This window comes from Nocardioides sp. Z22_16 (assembly GCF_058134365.1).
The window spans coordinates 42,984-59,581 of record NZ_JBYTTI010000005.1 but is presented as its reverse complement, the minus strand read 5'-3'; the positions used below and the strand labels follow the sequence as shown (position 1 = coordinate 59,581).

The following is a 16,598-nucleotide window of genomic DNA, read 5'->3' as shown; positions in this document are numbered from 1 at the left end:
TGCGTGGCTCGTCGATCGGGCTGCCCACGTGGCGGTGCCGGTCGCGGCCTGCAGGCCCTCCGCTGATATGGTCACGAGGGTTCGAACATCCTTTAACGATCCGTCCTGTGAGGCGGAGAAGGAGGTGCGGCGTGGCTCTGCCCGCCCCTGCGCTCATGGTCCTCGAGGACGGGCGCACCTTTCGCGGTGACTCCCTCGGTGCCAAGGGTGAGACCTTCGGTGAGATCGTCTTCTCGACCGGCATGTCCGGTTACCAGGAGACGCTGACCGACCCCAGCTACCACCGGCAGGTCGTCGTGATGACGGCCCCCCACGTCGGCAACACCGGGATGAACGACGAGGACCCCGAGTCCCGGCGCATCTGGGTCGCCGGCTACGTGGTGCGCGATCCCGCGCGCATCCCGTCCAACTGGCGCAGCGTGCGCACCCTCGACGACGAGCTGCGCGAGCAGGGAGTGGTCGGCATCTCCGGTGTCGACACGCGTGCCCTCACCCGCCACCTGCGCGAGCGCGGTGCGATGCGGGTGGGCATCTCCACCACCGAGACCGATCCCGAGCGGCTGCTGGCGAGGGTCCGCGAGACCGGCGAGATGGCGGGGGCCAACCTGAGCGGCGCCGTCTCCACGCCCGAGGCCTACGTCGTGCCGGCGGTGGGGGAGAAGCGGTTCACCGTGGCCGCCCTCGACCTCGGCATCAAGGCCAACACGCCGCGGATGATGAGCGAGCGCGGTATCGAGGTGCACGTGCTCCCCGCGACCTCCACGCTGGCGGAGGTCACCGCGGTCGCCCCCGACGGCCTCTTCTTCTCCAACGGGCCCGGCGACCCGGCGGCCACCACCGACCAGGTCGAGCTCCTCCAGGGGGCGCTGGCCCAGGACCTGCCCTACTTCGGCATCTGCTTCGGCAACCAGCTCTTCGGCCGGGCCCTGGGGTTCGGCACCTACAAGCTCACCTACGGCCACCGCGGCATCAACCAGCCCGTGATGGACCGCACCACCGGCAAGGTCGAGGTGACCGCGCACAACCACGGGTTCGCCGTCGACGCCCCGCTCGACGGCTCGACCACGACGCCGTACGGCGAGGCGAGCGTCTCCCACGTGTGCCTCAACGACGACGTGGTGGAGGGCCTCGAGCTCCGCGACGGGGACGGGTCGCTCAAGAGCTTCTCCGTGCAGTACCACCCGGAGGCCGCGGCCGGACCGCACGACGCCGCCTACCTCTTCGACCGTTTCTGCGACCTCATGGAGGCGAGGGCCTGATGCCCAAGCGCGACGACATCGAGTCCGTGCTGGTGATCGGCTCCGGCCCGATCATCATCGGCCAGGCCTGCGAGTTCGACTACTCCGGCACCCAGGCTTGCCGGGTGCTCAAGGAGGAGGGCCTGCGGGTCATCCTGGTCAACTCCAACCCGGCCACCATCATGACCGACCCGGAGTTCGCGGACGCCACCTACATCGAGCCGATCACCCCGGAGTACGTCGAGAAGGTGATCGCCAAGGAGCGGCCCGACGCCCTGCTGGCCACCCTCGGCGGGCAGACCGCGCTCAACTGCGCCATGCAGCTCGACGAGGCCGGCATCCTGGAGAAGTACGACGTCGAGCTGATCGGCGCCAGCATCGAGGCGATCAACCGCGGCGAGAACCGCGAGCAGTTCAAGAAGATCGTCGACGAGCTCGGTGGGGAGTCCGCGCGCTCGGTGGTCTGCCACTCCCTGGAGGACCTCCTCGCCGGCGCCGACGAGCTCGGCTACCCGCTGGTGGTCCGGCCCTCCTTCACCATGGGCGGGACCGGCTCCGGGTTCGCCTACGACGAGAAGGACCTGCGCCGCATCGGCGGCGCCGGCCTCGCCGCGTCGCCGACCACCGAGGTCCTCCTGGAGGAGTCGATCCTGGGGTGGAAGGAGTACGAGCTCGAGGTCATGCGGGACACCGCGGACAACGTGGTCATCGTCTGCTCCATCGAGAACCTCGACCCGATGGGTGTGCACACCGGCGACTCGATCACCGTCGCACCCGCCATGACGCTGACCGACCGCGAGTACCAGAAGATGCGCGACATGGCGATCGGCATCATCCGCTCGGTCGGCGTGGACACCGGCGGCTGCAACATCCAGTACGCCGTCAACCCCGAGGACGGCCGGCTGATCGTCATCGAGATGAACCCCCGGGTGTCGCGCTCCAGCGCGCTGGCCTCCAAGGCGACCGGCTTCCCGATCGCCAAGATCGCCGCCAAGGTGGCCATCGGCTACACCCTCGACGAGATCCCCAACGACATCACCCGGCGTCCGGACGGGCAGAGCACCCCCGCGGCCTTCGAACCCACTCTCGACTACGTCGTGGTCAAGGTTCCCCGCTTCGCCTTCGAGAAGTTCCCCGGCGCCGACCAGACCCTCACCACGCACATGAAGAGCGTCGGCGAGGCGATGGCGATGGGCCGGAACTTCACCGAGGCGCTCCAGAAGGCGCTGCGCAGCCTGGAGAGCAAGCAGGCGGTCTTCGACTTCGGCGGCCCCACCGGCGACCTCGACGCGCTGCTGGAGAAGTCGCGGGTCCCCACCGACGGGCGACTGCGCACGGTGATGGACTCCATCCGGGCCGGCGCCACGCCCGAGCAGGTCTTCGACGCCACCAGCATCGACCCCTGGTTCGTCGATCAGCTCTTCCTGATCCGCGAGGTCGCCGACCGGGTGGCGGCCGCCGACTCGCTCGACGAGGCCACCCTGCGGACGGCCAAGCGCCACGGCTTCAGCGACGCGCAGATCGGTGCGATCCGCGGCGTCCCCGAGGCCGAGGTGCGCCGGGCCCGCCACGACCTGGGCCTGCGCCCGGTCTACAAGACCGTCGACACCTGCGCCGCCGAGTTCGCCGCGGCCACCCCGTACCACTACTCCTCCTACGACGAGGAGACCGAGGTCGCGCCGCGCGAGCGCGAGGCCGTCATCATCCTGGGCTCGGGACCCAACCGGATCGGGCAGGGGATCGAGTTCGACTACTCCTGCGTGCACGCCTCCTTGGCGCTCGCCGAGGTCGGCTACGAGACCGTGATGGTCAACTGCAACCCCGAGACCGTCTCCACCGACTACGACACCTCCGACCGGCTCTACTTCGAGCCGCTCACCCTGGAGGACGTGCTCGAGATCGTGCACGCCGAGCAGCAGGCGGGCCCGGTCGCCGGGGTCATCTGCCAGCTCGGTGGCCAGACTCCGCTCGGTCTCGCCCAGGGGCTGGCCGACGCGGGGGTGCCGATCGTCGGCACCGCGCCGGAGGCGATCCACCTGGCCGAGGAGCGCGGCGCCTTCGGGAAGGTCCTGCTCGACGCCGGACTCCCGGCCCCGAAGTTCGGGATGGCCACCTCCTACGAGGACGCCAAGGAGATCGCCGAGGACATCGGCTTCCCCGTCCTGGTCCGCCCGTCCTACGTGCTGGGCGGTCGTGGGATGGAGATCGTCTACGACGACGCGTCGCTGCGCGACTACATCGGGCGTGCCACCGAGATCAGCCCCGAGCACCCGGTCCTGGTGGACCGCTTCATCGACGACGCGGTGGAGATCGACGTGGACGCCCTCTTCGACGGGGACGAGCTCTTCCTGGGCGGGGTGATGGAGCACATCGAGGAGGCCGGGATCCACTCCGGCGACTCCTCGTGCGCACTGCCGCCGATCACCCTGGGAGCGAGCGAGATCCAGCGCATCCGGGAGGCGACCGAGGCGATCGCCCGGGGTGTCGGGGTGCGCGGGCTGCTCAACATCCAGTTCGCCCTCAGCTCCGACGTCCTCTACGTGCTGGAGGCCAACCCGCGAGCCTCGCGGACGGTGCCCTTCGTCTCCAAGGCCACCGGCACCCCCCTGGCCAAGGCGGCTGCCCGGGTGATGCTCGGGGAGTCGGTGGCCTCGCTGCGCGAGGCCGGCGTGCTGCCCGCCACCGGGGACGGCGGGAACCTGCCCGCCGACGCCCCGATCGCGGTCAAGGAGGCGGTGCTGCCGTTCAATCGGTTCCGCACCGAGGAGGGGAAGCACGTCGACACCGTGCTGGGCCCGGAGATGAAGTCGACCGGCGAGGTGATGGGCTTCGACTCCGACTTCGGCAAGGCGTTCGCCAAGTCCCAGACCGCCGCCTACGGCTCGCTCCCGCTCTCCGGGCGCATCTTCGTCTCGGTCGCCAACCGCGACAAGCGCAACATGATCTTCCCGATCAAGGTCCTGGCGGAGCGGGGCTACGAGATCCTCGCGACCCAGGGCACGGCGGAGGTCCTGCGGCGCAACGGGGTCGCCGTCACGACGGTCCGCAAGCACCACGAGGGGGAGGGGCCACAAGGTCAGCCGACCACGGTCCAGATGATTCACCAGGGCCTGATCGACCTCGTGGTCAACACCCCCTACTCGACCGGGACGACCGGCCGCGCCGACGGCTACGAGATCCGCACCGCCGCGGTCCTCGCCAACATCCCGTGCATCACCACGGTCCAGGGTCTGGGCGCCGCGGTGCAGGGGATCGAGGCGCTGCACCGCGGGGACATCGGGGTGCGCAGCCTGCAGGAGTGGAACGCCGCCGCCGGGCGGCGCTGATGTACGACCAGTTCTTCGACCGGGTGCTGACCCGGATCGACCCGGAACGTGCCCACGAGGTGGCGTTCCAGGCGATCCGGGCCGGCCGGCCGGCCACCGGCCGACTGCTGTCGCGGGGCGCGGCGGCCCCGCTGCCGGTGGAGGCGATGGGGCTCCGGTTCCCCCACCCGCTGGGGCTGGCGGCCGGCTTCGACAAGAACGGCCACGGCATCGACGCGCTCGCCGCCCTCGGGTTCGGGCACGTCGAGATCGGGACGGTGACCGGTGAGCCTCAGCCCGGCAACCCGCGCCCCCGCCTCTTCCGGCTCCCCGCGGACCGCGCGGTGGTCAACCGCATGGGCTTCAACAACGAGGGAGCGGACGCGGTCGCGGCGCGGCTCGCCCGGCGAGCCGCCCGGCTGGCCGGCGGGAGCGGGGCCGCGGGCGACGGCGTCGTCCTGGGGATCAACATCGGCAAGACCAAGGTGGTGCCCGAGGACGAGGCGGTCGACGACTACCGCAAGAGCACCGGCCTGCTGGCGCCGCACGCCGACTACCTGGTCGTCAACGTCTCCTCGCCGAACACCCCCGGCCTGCGCGACCTCCAGGCGGTGGAGAAGCTCGAGCCGCTGCTCCGGGCGGTGCGGCTCCGTGCCGACGAGGTGACCGACCGGCGGGTCCCGCTCCTGGTCAAGATCGCCCCCGACCTCAGCGACGAGGACGTCCTGGCCGTCGCGGACCTCGCCCTCGCGCTGGAGCTCGACGGCATCATCGCCACCAACACCACGATCTCCCGCGACGGCCTCGTCTCCGACGAGGCCGAGGTCGCGGCGATCGGCGCCGGCGGGCTCTCGGGCGCGCCGCTGCGCGACCGGGCCCTGGAGGTGACCCGGCTGCTGCGCGGGCGCGTCGGCCCCGGCCTGACCCTGGTCGGCGTCGGCGGCATCACCACGGCCGACGACGCGCGCGCCCGGCTGGCGGCCGGGGCGACCCTGCTGCAGGGATACACCGCCTTCGTCTACGAGGGTCCCCTGTGGCCCCGGCGGCTGGTCCGCGAGCTGGCGAGGGACTGACCTGTGCCCGTGCACGTGCTCGCCGAGGTCCTGACCAACAAGCGTGCCGGAGCCCACCGGGTCCTCTCGCTGGCCGCCCCGGGGGTGGCGCAGGGCTTCCGCCCCGGCATGTTCGTGGCCTTCTCCGTGGGGGAGAGCCGACTGGCCCGGCGCCAGCTGTGGATCCACCGGGTCCGGGAGAGCGGTACCCACGGTGCCACGCTGGAGGTGGTGGTGGAGCCGCGCGGGGTCGGCGGCACGTGGCTCTCCGCGCTGCGGCCCGGCGCCCGGCTGCCGGTGACCGGCCCGTTGGGCCGCCCCTTCGCCCTGCCGCGGGAGCCGGTGAGCTGTCTGCTCGTGGGGGAGGGGGTGGCGGCGGCTCCGCTCTTCACCCTCGCCGAGCGGCTCCGCGAGCGTGAGTGCCCGGTCAGCATGCTGGTCGCCGCGCAGGACGAGGCGCACCTGCTCTCGGCCCTGGAGGCCCGGCGGCTGTCCCGGTCGGTGACCGTGGTGACCGCCGACGGGTCGGTGGGGACCAGGGGACGGCCCGAGGCGGTGCTCCGCGACGTGCTCGCGAGCACCGAGCCGGGCGTGATCTACGCCTCCGGGGCGCCGGCGCTGCTGAGCGCCGTCGCCGACGCGGCCGCGGACCGCCAGATCAGCGCGCAGGTCGCGCTCACCCCCGCGATGCCCTGCGCCACCGGGCTCTGCGGCTCCTGCCAGGTCCCCGTCCGGGACGCCTCGGGCGAGACGCACTGGGCTCGAGCCTGCGTCGACGGACCGGCGATGCGGGCGGACCGCGTCTGCTGGGACCTCCTCGAGAGCTCCGGGGCAGCGCGGTGACCGAGCTGCGCCTGACCTCCCCGGTGATGGTCGCCTCGGGGTGCGGCGGCACGGGCCGTGAGCTGGCGCCGTACGCCGAGCTCGACGGCCTCGCCTTCGTCACCCGCAGCCTCACCCTCGACGCCCGCCACGGTGGGAGCGGCTCCTTGCTGGAGGAGACCCCGAGCGGCCTGGCGCACGTGCTCGGCACCCGGAACACCGGGGTGGACCGTTTCCTGACCGACGAGCTGCCCTGGCTCGTCCGTGCCGGGGCGCGCGTCTTCGTCTCGCTGGTGGGGTCGTCGCTGGGGGAGTACGCCGAGCTGGCGCGGCGAGCCGCCCGAGCCCCCGGCCTGTCGGGGGTCGAGATCAACATCTCCGTGCCCGACCCGGCGGGGACCGGCCTCTTCGACGCCCGCGAGCCGTTCCACGCCGGCTCGGTGGTCAGCGCCGTGCGCCGTGAGGTGCCCCGGGACCTCCCGGTGCTGGCCAAGCTGCGTCCCGACGTCTCCCGGGTCGTGGAGACCGCCCGTGCCGTCGCCGAGGCCGGGGCGACCGCGGTGGTGCTCGGCAACTCGGTGCCGGCCGCCCTGCGGGACGGGCGGCCGGCCGGGCTGGGCGGGCCGGCGGTCCGCCCGCTGGCGCTGCGCTGCGTCCGGGAGGTGGCCGCGGCCCTGCCCCACGTCCCGGTGATCGGCGCGGGCGGTGCGAGCGACGCGGCCGACGTCCGTCGGTTCACCTCGCTCGGCGCGGTCGCGGTCCAGCTCGGCACCGCCCTCCTGCACGACCCGACCTGTCTGGCACGCACCATCCACGACCTGGAGGAGAGACCATGACCGAGCCGTTCGGCGCCCGCCTGCACGAGGCCGTGCAGGCCCGGGGGCGACTCTGCGTCGGGATCGACCCGCACGCCGCTCTGCTGGACGCCTGGGGGTTGAGCGACGACGTGGCCGGGCTCGAGCGGTTCGCCCTCACCGCGGTGGAGGCCATCGCGCCGGTGGCGGCGGTGGTCAAGCCCCAGAGCGCCTTCTTCGAGCGCTTCGGCAGTCGCGGGGTCGCGGTCCTCGAGCGCGTCATCGGCGCGTCGCGCGAGGCGGGCGCGCTGGTGCTCCTCGACGTGAAGCGGGGCGACATCGGCTCCACCAGCCAGGCCTACGCCGACGCCTACCTCGACCCCGCCTCCCCGCTGGCCGCCGACGCCATCACGGCCAGCCCCTTCCTGGGGTTCGGCTCCCTGGAGCCGATGGTCCAGAGTGCGCGCCGCCACGGGGCGGGTCTCTTCGTGCTGGCGCTGACCTCCAACAAGGAGGGTGCCGAGGTGCAGCGGGCCCGAGCAGGGGACACCACCGTGGCGGGGGTGGTCCTCGACCACCTGCGCGACCTCAACCACGGTGCGAGCCCCCTCGGCGACTTCGGGGCCGTGGTGGGGGCCACGCTGGACCGGCCGGCCGAGGCCCTCGACATCAACGGACCGCTCCTGGCGCCCGGCTTCGGGGCCCAGGGCGGCACCGTGGAGGACCTGCGGCGCATCTTCGGCGACGCCGCCGCCCTGGTGCTGCCCAGCACCTCCCGCGGCGTCCTCGGAGCGGGTCCCGACCCGGCGGGTCTCCGCGCGGCGGTGCTGCGCGCCAACGACGAGGTCGCCGCGCTGGCCCCGTGAGCCCCGTGAGCCCCGGGAGGTGTGCGGTGCAGCACGTCCCCGCGGCGACGCGACCCCCTGCGATTGCCGCTCGTGCGACGACGTGGCTAGATTGACCGAATTCGGGCACCCGGCGACTCGCAACCGCCGGCCTCGCCCGACCACCCCCTGACCTCCCCTACGACGACGAGGACCGACACGTGGCCCTGCCCCCACTCACGCCCGAACAGCGCCAGGCGGCGCTCGACAAGGCCGCCGCCTCCCGCAGGGAGCGCGCGGAGGTCAAGAACCGCCTGAAGAACTCGGGCGCCTCGATCATCGACGTGATCCGGGAGGGCCAGGAGAACGAGGTCATCGGCAAGATGCGGGTCGTCGACCTGCTCCAGTCGATGCCCGGGCTGGGCAAGGTGCGGGCGCGTCAGCTGATGGAGCGGCTCTGCATCGCCGAGAGCCGTCGGGTGCGCGGCCTCGGCACCAAGCAGGTCGCCGCCCTCGAGCGCGAGTTCGCCTCCGAGGAATGAGCGTGTCGACGCAGGAGGCCCCCGACCACGCCGGGTCCCCGGGGGTGGGTCGCTCCCGCCTGGTGGTGCTGGCTGGGCCCACGGCGGTGGGCAAGGGGACGGTGGCCGCTGCGGTCCGCCGGTACCACCCCGAGGTGTGGATCTCGGTCTCCGCGACGACCCGGGCGCCACGTCCGGGAGAGGTGGACGGGGTGCACTACCGCTTCGTCTCCGACGAGGAGTTCGACCGGATGATCGAGGACGGCGAGCTCCTGGAGTGGGCCACGGTCCACCGCGCGGCGCGGTACGGAACCCCGCGGGGGCCCGTCGACGAGGCGCTGGCCGCCGGTCGTCCCGCCATGCTGGAGATCGACCTGCAGGGTGCCCGCCAGGTGCGCGAGTCGATGCCCGAGGCACTCTTCGTCTTCCTGAAGCCGCCGTCGTGGGAGGAGCTGGTCCGTCGACTGGTGGGCCGAGGCACCGAGACCGAGGCCGAGCGGGAGCGCAGACTGGCCACCGCACGCGACGAGCTGGCCGCTGAGAGTGAGTTCGACGTCACCATCGTCAACCGGGAAGTTCACGAGGCCGTGGAGGAGTTGGTAACGTTGATGGGGCTCGGTCCCGAGTCCTGATTCATCCCGACTTCCTTTGTGAGGCTCACGCGTGTCTGCCCCCCACATCGCCGCCGAGGGCGTGACCAACCCCTCGATCGACGACCTGCTCACCAAGACCGACAGCAAGTACCAGCTGGTGCTCTACAGCGCCAAGCGCGCCCGGCAGATCAACGCCTACTACTCCCAGCTCGGTGAGGGCCTTCTGGAGTACGTCGGACCGCTGGTCGACACCCACGTGCAGGAGAAGCCGCTCTCCATCGCCCTCCGCGAGATCAACGAGGACCTGCTCACCTGCGAGAACGTCGACCCGGCGGAGCTCGCGGCCGAGGAGGCGGCTCAGGCTGCCGCCCAGGCCGACCCCGGCGCCACCAGCGCCTGACCGCCGGTCCTGGTGACTGACCACGGCGACGAAGCCGCCCCGCTCCAGCGGGCGCGGCCTCGTGTCGTGCTCGGAGTCAGCGGCGGCATCGCCGCCTACAAGGCGTGCGAGGTGCTGCGGCGCTTCACGGAGTCCGGGCACGACGTGACGGTGGTGCCGACCAAGTCGGCGCTCGAGTTCGTCGGCGCCCCCACCTGGGCGGCGTTGTCGGGGAAGCCCGTCGCGGCCGACGTGTGGACCCGGGTGCACGAGGTGCCGCACGTGCGCCTGGGTCAGCAGGCCGACCTCGTGGTGGTGGCCCCGGCCACCGCCGACGTCCTTGCCCGGGCCGCACACGGCCTGGCTGACGACCTGCTCACCAACACCCTCCTCACCGCCCGGTGTCCCGTGGTCTTCGCGCCCGCGATGCACACCGAGATGTGGGAGCACCCCGCGACCCAGGCCAACGTCGCGACCCTGCGTTCGCGCGGGGCCGTGGTGCTGGAGCCTGCGGAGGGCCGGCTCACCGGCCGCGACACCGGCAAGGGGCGGCTGCCCGACCCGGTGGAGATCTTCGAGCTCGCCTCCCAGGTCCTGGCCCGTCCCGGCCTGGGGCAGGACCTCGCCGGGAGACACGTCGTCGTGTCCGCCGGCGGCACCCGGGAGCACCTCGACCCCGTTCGCTACCTGGGCAACAGCTCGTCCGGCCGGCAGGGCTACGCCCTCGCCCGGGCGGCGCTGGCCCGAGGCGCCGAGGTGACCCTGGTCAGCGCCAACGTGGAGCTGCCCGATCCCGCCGGGGCGCGGGTGGTGCGGGTCTCGAGCACCGAGGAGCTGCGCACGGCGATGCTCGAGGAGAGCAAGCCCGCCGACGCGCTGGTGATGGCCGCGGCCCCGGCCGACTTCCGACCGGTCAGCCCGGCGACGGAGAAGATCAAGAAGGCCTCCGACGGCTCCGCGCCTCCGTTGCTGCTGGAGCAGAACCCCGACATCCTCCACGAGCTGTCGACCCAACGCTCGCGCCCCGACGCGGTGATCGTGGGCTTCGCCGCCGAGACGGGCGACAGCACCGGCTCGGTGCTGGAGCTCGGGCGCGCCAAGCTGGCGAGGAAGGGGTGCGACCTGCTGGTCGTCAACGACGTCAGCGGGGGAGCGGTCTTCGGGAGCCCGGAGAACGAGGTGGTGATCCTCGGCTCCGACGGATCCTCGCGGCAGGTGGCCCGCGCGTCGAAGACGGAGGTCGCTCACGCGATCTGGGACGAAGTCACTCGACGATTCACCCTGTGAGACGGGGATCTTGCATCCTGGTCCACCTTTAATCTTGCCGCTACAACCTCAAGGGAGAGTGACATCGTGTCTGGACGACTTTTCACGTCCGAGTCGGTGACCGAGGGTCATCCGGACAAGATCGCTGACCAGATCAGCGACTCCGTGCTCGACTACCTGCTCGAGCACGACCCCGAGAGCCGGGTTGCGGTGGAGACCCTGCTGACCACCGGGCTGGTCGTCGTCGCGGGCGAGGTCACCACGAAGGCGTACGCCCCCGTGGCGCAGCTGGTCCGGGAGAAGGTCCTGGCGATCGGCTACGACAGCTCCGACAAGGGCTTCGACGGCCGCTCCTGCGGCGTCCAGGTGGCCATCGGCGCACAGTCCCCCGACATCGCCCAGGGCGTCGACGACGCCTACGAGGAGCGCCACGACCAGTCGACCGACGAGCTGGACCGTCAGGGTGCCGGCGACCAGGGGCTGATGTTCGGCTACGCCTGCGACGACACCCCCGAGCTGATGCCCCTGCCGATCACGATCGCCCAGCGGCTCGCCGAGCGCCTCTCCACGGTGCGCAAGGACGGGACGCTCCCGCACCTGCGACCCGACGGCAAGACCCAGGTCACCATCGAGTACGACGCGGACAACCGACCGGTGCGGGTCGACACCGTCGTGCTCTCCACCCAGCACTCCGAGGACACCGACCTCAGCAAGCTCGAGGGCGAGATCCAGCAGCACGTCATCGACCCGGTCCTCGCCGCCTTCGACATCCCGTCGGAGGGCTACCGGATGCTGGTCAACCCCACCGGTCGCTTCGTCATCGGCGGGCCGATGGGCGACGCGGGCCTGACCGGTCGCAAGATCATCATCGACACCTACGGCGGCATGGCCCGCCACGGCGGCGGCGCCTTCTCCGGCAAGGACCCCTCCAAGGTCGACAGGTCCGCCGCCTACGCCATGCGCTGGGTCGCCAAGAACGTGGTGGCGGCCGGGCTTGCCCGCCGTTGCGAGGCGCAGGTCGCCTACGCGATCGGCAAGGCGGCCCCGGTCGGGGTCTTCATCGAGACCTTCGGCACCGGTGTGGTCGACGACGAGGCGATCCAGAAGGCCGTGCTGGAGGTCTTCGACCTCCGTCCCGCCGCGATCATCCGTGACCTCGACCTGCTCAAGCCCAAGTACGCGCAGACCGCGGCCTACGGGCACTTCGGTCGCGAGCTCCCGGGGTTCACCTGGGAGGTCACCGACCGGGCAGACGCGCTCCGCGCCGCCGCGGGTCTCTGACCGGGCGCCCTCACCGGCCGGCCCTCGGGGTCCGTCGGTGGCGGCTGATAGACATTCGCCCATGAGCGAGCACGAGGCCGGGCAGCCGGAGATGCTGCCCGGCCTCCGTGCGTCCGTGGCCGAGGCACGCGCCCGCACCCGCGCCGCCGGTCGCCGCCGTGCCGAGGAGGCCGCGCCGGCGGAGGTCGACCCGGTGGCCCGGGTGCTCGTCGACGTGCCGCTGGCCCACCTCGACCGCCCCTTCGACTACTCCGTCCCGGTGGCGATGGCCACGACCGCGGTCCCCGGGGCCAGGGTGAAGGTGCGCTTCGCCGGGCAGGACGTCGACGGCTTCGTGGTCGAGCGGGCAGCCGCCAGCGACCACCCGGGGCGGCTCGCCCCGCTGCGCCGCGTGGTCAGCGCCGAGCCGGTCCTGACCCCGGAGATCGCCGAGCTCACCGCCCGACTCGCCCGGCGTTACGCCGGCGCGCGGGCCGACGTGCTGCGTCTCGCGGTGCCACCGCGCCACGCCACCACCGAGAAGGCGCCACCGCTCCCACCCCCGCCGCCACCTCGTGCGGACCTCTCCCGCGCCCAGCAGGCCTGGTCCGGTCAGGGGGACGCCGAGCGGTTCCTGACCGCGCTGTCGCGAGGAGGCGCTCCCCGGGCCGTCTGGCAGACCGTGCCGGGGACGGACTGGCCACGGCTGGTCGCCGAGGCGGCCGCCGTGACCCTCGCCGCGGGACGCGGGGTGCTGATCTGCGTCCCGGACCATCGCGACGTCGCCCGGGTCTCGCAGGGGCTCGACGCCGCCCTCGGGGAGGGCCACCACGCCGTGCTGACCGCCGACGAGGGACCGGCGCGCCGCTACCAGGCGTTCCTCTCGGTCTCCCGGGGGCAGTGCCGCGTCGTGGTCGGCACCCGGTCCGCGGCCTTCGCGCCGGTGCGCGACCTCGGTCTGGTCGTCATCTGGGACGACGGGGACGATCTGCACGCCGAGCCCCGCGCTCCCTACCCCCACACCCGCGAGGTGCTGCTGACCCGCGCCGAGCAGTCAGGCACGGCGGCCCTGGTGGGCGGGTTCGCCCGCACCTGCGAGGCCGAGTACCTCCTCCGCACCGGCTGGGCCCGGCCCCTGGTGCCCGCCCGGGAGACGGTCCGCGCGGCCGCCAGGGTCGACGTGGTGCCCGCCGAGGACAGGGGCGTCCCGGCGCGGATCCCGCAAGCCGCACGGGCGATGCTGCGCCAGGCGCTCACCACCGGCCCCGTGCTGGTGCAGGTGCCGCGCGCCGGGTGGGCGCCCTCGCTCGCCTGTGAGCGGTGCCGTACCCCCGCCCGCTGCGCCGCCTGCCAGGGGCCCCTGGAGCTGGGGGGCAGCACCGAGCCCCCACGGTGCCGCTGGTGCGGGACAGTCGAGGAGCGCTGGGCCTGCCGCGAGTGCGGTCACCGTGGCCTGCGCGCCCCCGTCGTCGGGCGGGACCGGACGGCCGAGGAGCTCGGCCGCAGCCTGCCGGGCGCCACCCTCCGCAGCTCCGGGGGGGAGCGGGTCGTGCAGGCCGTCGGGCCGCGCCCCGAGATCGTGGTCGCCACGCCCGGGGCGGAGCCGACCGCAGCCGAGGGCTACGCCGGCGTCCTCCTGCTGGACACCTGGATGCCCCTGGGTCGCGCCGAGCTGCGCACCGACGAGGAGGCGCTGCGCCGGTGGATGGCGGCCGCGGGCCTGGTCCGTCGGGGGGGCCACGTCGTGGCCGTGGGAGACCCGGCGCACCCGGCCCTGCAGGCCCTGGTCCGGTGGGACCCGGCAGGCTTCGCACACCGTGAGCTGGAGACCCGGGCCCAGGCCCACCTGCCACCCACGGTCCGGCTGGCCACCGTCACCGGCGAGCCGGGGGCGGTCGACGACGCGCTCACCCTGCTCTCGTTGCCCGACGTGACCGAGGTGCTCGGGCCGGCTCCCGTCCCGGACCGCGCCGCGGGCTCCGACGAGGTCCGGCTCGTCGTCCGGGTGCCGCGGGCGCTGGGCACGGAGCTCTCCGATGCGCTGGGCGAGCTGCAGCGGATCAGGTCGGCCCGCAAGCTGCAGGCGGTCCGGGTGCAGGTGGACCCCCACGAGCTCTGAGCCGCCTCACCTGACCCACTGCATGCTGGCCTCCCGGGCGGCCTCGACCTGGGAGCCCGTCTGGCGGCGCGCCATCCTGCGCAGCACCAGCGGGGTGACCAGCGCCCCGACGACGGCCCAGGTCCCGAGGACGGCCACCGTCTCCCAGGTCCGCCAGCTCTCCGCGACCTCGAGCGCCGCCGCCGAGTCCGGGAGGAACGCGGAGCGCAGGCCCAGCGCGATCCAGTAGACCGGGAATGCCTGGGCCACCACCTGGACCCACCCCCACAGGGACTGGAGGGGATAGAGGACGCCCGAGATCCCGATCAGGACCAGGACCGGGAGGAACCCCCAGGTGGCGAGCTTCTGCGGGCTGGGCACGACGCTGCCCAGGACCATCCCCAGGGGCAGGGTGGCCACCAGGCCGAGCAGCACCACCCAGGCGACCGTGAACCAGCCCGACGGGTCGGCCATCAGGCCGTCGAAGAGCAGGAGGCTGGGCACCAGGATGACGAGCATCTGCGGCAGCAGGCCGAGCGTGTGGAAGAGCAGCTGCCCGGCGAAGTAGCCGCGCAGCCCGTGCGGCACCGCCTTGTGGCGCAGCAGGGTTCCGTCCTCCTTCTCCATGGCCAGGCTGCTGGCGGGCCCGATCACCACGCCGAAGGCGATCAGCGCCCCCAGGAGGCTGGGCAGGAGCACGGTGGGGACGAGGAGGTCCGTGCCCGCGACCTGCTCGTGGCGCTTGGTGAAGACGTAGCCGACCGAGGCCAGCGCGGTGAAGAGGTAGAACCCCTGGTCCTGGGTGCTGCGCAGGCTCTGGAGGAACTCGACCCACCCGCGGTGCAGGCCCAGGCGGTAGGCCTGGAGCGACGGGTTCACCGGGTCACCTCCGCGAAGAGCTGGGCGGCGGCGGTCTGCTGCCCCGACTCGTGGCGACGGACGAGGGCCAGATAGGCCTCCTCCAGGCTGGCCCGGCGGACCTCGAGGTCGAGGAGGCGGTCTCCGTGCTGGTCCAGCAGCCCCCGCACGTAGGCGGTGGCGTCCGTGACCGCGGCGCTGCGCGCCTCTCCGTCGACCCGCCACCGCACGGTCGCCTCGCCCTGGACCCGGCGTGCCAGCCCGTCGACGGTGTCGTCTGCGGCGATGCGGCCGCCGGCCAGCACCAGGACCCGGCTGGCGAGCTTCTCTGCCTCGGCGAGGTCGTGGGTGGTGAGCAGGATGGTCGTGCCCTCCGCCGCGGCCAGGCGCTGGATCAGGTCGTGGAAGTCGCGGCGGGCCTGCGGGTCGAAGCCGGTGGTGGGCTCGTCGAGGAAGAGCAGCTCGGGACGTCCCACGATCGCCGCGGCCACGTCGAGACGCCGCCGCTGCCCACCCGAGAGCGTCGCCAGCTTGCGATCGGCGTGCTCGCTCAGGCCGACCGTCTCCAGCAGCAGCTCGGTGTCGTGGGGGCGGGGGCGCCCGGGTTCGGAGTACGGCGCGTAGAAGCGGCCCAGGTGGGTCAGCAGCCGCCGGGGCGTCCAGCGGGGGTGGTCGCGCCACGACTGCAGCACCACGCCGGTCCGGGCGCGCCAGTCCTCCGGCGCGGTCGCCGGGTCCTGCCCCAACACCTCGACCGCGCCGGCCGAGCGGAGGCGGAAGCCCTCGAGGATCTCGATCGTCGTCGTCTTGCCCGCACCGTTGGGACCGAGCAGGCAGACGACCTCGCCGGCCTCCACCCGGAAGTCGACCCCGGCCAGCACGTCTTGGTCGCCGTAGCGCATCCGCAGGTCCTGGACGTCGATCACTGTCGCCATGCCACCCTCCCCGGTCGCCTCGGGCGCAGTCTTGCACCGATGAGGCGCCTGCGGCAGCGCCGTTCGTAGACTGGGGGCTTCCCCGACACGAGGAGCCCATTTTCCGTGGCAGTCCAGCCCATCCGCCTCTTCGGTGACCCCGTCCTGCGCAGGCCCGCACTGGAGGTCGACGCGTTCGACAAGGAGATCAGGACCCTGGTCCAGGACCTCACCGACACGATGCTCGCCGCGCCCGGCGCGGGGCTCGCCGCCCCCCAGATCGGGGTGGGGCTGCGCGTCTTCACCTGGAACGTGGAGGGCGAGGTCGGCCACCTGATCAACCCCTCCCTTAGCCTGTCGGAGGAGATCCAGGACGGGCCCGAGGGCTGCCTCTCCCTGCCCGACCTCACCTTCGACTGCCGCCGGGCGCTGCGGGTGGTGGCCCACGGGTTCGACCTGCACGGCGAGCCGTTGCGGGTCGAGGGCTCCGAGCTCCTGGCCCGGGCCATCCAGCACGAGACGGACCACCTCGACGGCGTCCTCTTCATCGACCGGCTCGACGCGGAGTCGCGCAAGGCGGCCATGCGGGCGATTCGCGAGTCGGAGTGGTTCGGCCTCGAGCAGCCCGTCGTCAAGGTCTCCCCCCATCCCACGAACGGTTTCGGATTCTGACC

The 16,598-nt window shown here is 73.0% G+C and carries 15 protein-coding genes; 13 read left to right on the top strand and 2 right to left on the bottom strand.

The genetic code is table 11. From position 1 onward, the window contains the following. Positions 1-155: 155 nt before the first annotated feature. From carA to AC3X7R_RS15360, 12 genes are all read left to right on the top strand, one after another. Complete coding sequence (gene carA / locus AC3X7R_RS15415) at positions 156-1,259, top strand: glutamine-hydrolyzing carbamoyl-phosphate synthase small subunit (protein ID WP_489967086.1); 1,104 nt, start codon at positions 156-158, stop codon at positions 1,257-1,259. Next, positions 1,259-4,564 carry a carbamoyl-phosphate synthase large subunit gene (carB, locus tag AC3X7R_RS15410; protein WP_489966558.1) on the top strand — a complete coding sequence of 1,102 codons (3,306 nt, stop codon included), beginning with the start codon at positions 1,259-1,261 and terminating at the stop codon, positions 4,562-4,564. The genes carA and carB overlap by 1 nt, the downstream gene beginning before the upstream one ends. Further along, entirely contained in the window at positions 4,537-5,616 is a 1,080-nt protein-coding gene (locus tag AC3X7R_RS15405) for a quinone-dependent dihydroorotate dehydrogenase (protein WP_489966557.1), read from the top strand. The genes carB and AC3X7R_RS15405 overlap by 28 nt, the downstream gene beginning before the upstream one ends. Positions 5,617-5,619: 3 nt before the next feature. Further along, positions 5,620-6,438: an iron-sulfur cluster-binding protein gene (locus AC3X7R_RS15400; protein ID WP_489966556.1), complete on the top strand. Its 819-nt coding sequence runs from the start codon at positions 5,620-5,622 to the stop codon at positions 6,436-6,438. Further along, on the top strand, positions 6,435-7,253 hold the full coding sequence (locus AC3X7R_RS15395) for a tRNA-dihydrouridine synthase (RefSeq protein WP_489966555.1): 819 nt from the start codon (positions 6,435-6,437) through the stop codon (positions 7,251-7,253). The genes AC3X7R_RS15400 and AC3X7R_RS15395 overlap by 4 nt, the downstream gene beginning before the upstream one ends. Continuing rightward, positions 7,250-8,077: an orotidine-5'-phosphate decarboxylase gene (gene pyrF / locus AC3X7R_RS15390; protein WP_489966554.1), complete on the top strand. Its 828-nt coding sequence runs from the start codon at positions 7,250-7,252 to the stop codon at positions 8,075-8,077. The genes AC3X7R_RS15395 and pyrF overlap by 4 nt, the downstream gene beginning before the upstream one ends. Positions 8,078-8,256: 179 nt before the next feature. Next, entirely contained in the window at positions 8,257-8,577 is a 321-nt protein-coding gene (gene mihF, locus AC3X7R_RS15385; RefSeq protein ID WP_489966553.1) for an integration host factor, actinobacterial type, read from the top strand. Between the two features lie 2 nt (positions 8,578-8,579). Next, entirely contained in the window at positions 8,580-9,188 is a 609-nt protein-coding gene (gene gmk, locus AC3X7R_RS15380) for a guanylate kinase (RefSeq protein ID WP_489966552.1), read from the top strand. Between the two features lie 31 nt (positions 9,189-9,219). Continuing rightward, complete coding sequence (gene rpoZ, locus AC3X7R_RS15375) at positions 9,220-9,549, top strand: DNA-directed RNA polymerase subunit omega (protein WP_489966551.1); 330 nt, start codon at positions 9,220-9,222, stop codon at positions 9,547-9,549. A 12-nt stretch (positions 9,550-9,561) separates the two neighbouring features. Continuing rightward, the gene (coaBC, locus tag AC3X7R_RS15370; RefSeq protein WP_489966550.1) at positions 9,562-10,815 is read left to right on the top strand and encodes a bifunctional phosphopantothenoylcysteine decarboxylase/phosphopantothenate--cysteine ligase CoaBC; all 1,254 of its coding nucleotides are present in this window, start codon (positions 9,562-9,564) and stop codon (positions 10,813-10,815) included. Between the two features lie 66 nt (positions 10,816-10,881). Then, positions 10,882-12,075, top strand: a complete 1,194-nt coding sequence (metK, locus tag AC3X7R_RS15365) for a methionine adenosyltransferase (protein ID WP_489966549.1) — start codon at positions 10,882-10,884, stop codon at positions 12,073-12,075. 61 nt (positions 12,076-12,136) lie between these two features. After that, the gene (locus tag AC3X7R_RS15360) at positions 12,137-14,173 is read left to right on the top strand and encodes a primosomal protein N' (RefSeq protein ID WP_489966548.1); all 2,037 of its coding nucleotides are present in this window, start codon (positions 12,137-12,139) and stop codon (positions 14,171-14,173) included. A 6-nt stretch (positions 14,174-14,179) separates the two neighbouring features. Here AC3X7R_RS15360 and AC3X7R_RS15355 read toward each other — a convergent pair whose 3' ends face one another. Beyond that, positions 14,180-15,031, bottom strand: a complete 852-nt coding sequence (locus AC3X7R_RS15355; RefSeq protein WP_489966547.1) for an ABC transporter permease — start codon at positions 15,029-15,031, stop codon at positions 14,180-14,182. Then, complete coding sequence (locus AC3X7R_RS15350; protein WP_489966546.1) at positions 15,028-15,945, bottom strand: ABC transporter ATP-binding protein; 918 nt, start codon at positions 15,943-15,945, stop codon at positions 15,028-15,030. The genes AC3X7R_RS15355 and AC3X7R_RS15350 overlap by 4 nt, the downstream gene beginning before the upstream one ends. Before the next feature lie 105 nt (positions 15,946-16,050). Here AC3X7R_RS15350 and def point away from each other — a divergent pair, with 105 nt between their 5' ends. After that, a complete protein-coding gene (def, locus tag AC3X7R_RS15345; protein WP_489966545.1) occupies positions 16,051-16,596 on the top strand; it encodes a peptide deformylase in 546 nt (181 codons plus the stop codon). Positions 16,597-16,598: the final 2 nt, after the last annotated feature.

What these genes read in the sequence shown, in the direction of transcription:
- carA (WP_489967086.1), top strand. Translation starts at nt 156, where the DNA reads ATGGTCCTCGAGGACGGGCGCACCTTTCGCGGTGACTCCCTCGGTGCC.
- carB (WP_489966558.1), top strand. Translation starts at nt 1,259, where the DNA reads ATGCCCAAGCGCGACGACATCGAGTCCGTGCTGGTGATCGGCTCCGGC.
- pyrF (WP_489966554.1), top strand. Translation starts at nt 7,250, where the DNA reads ATGACCGAGCCGTTCGGCGCCCGCCTGCACGAGGCCGTGCAGGCCCGG.
- AC3X7R_RS15360 (WP_489966548.1), top strand. Translation starts at nt 12,137, where the DNA reads ATGAGCGAGCACGAGGCCGGGCAGCCGGAGATGCTGCCCGGCCTCCGT.
- AC3X7R_RS15350 (WP_489966546.1), bottom strand. Translation starts at nt 15,945, where the DNA reads ATGGCGACAGTGATCGACGTCCAGGACCTGCGGATGCGCTACGGCGAC.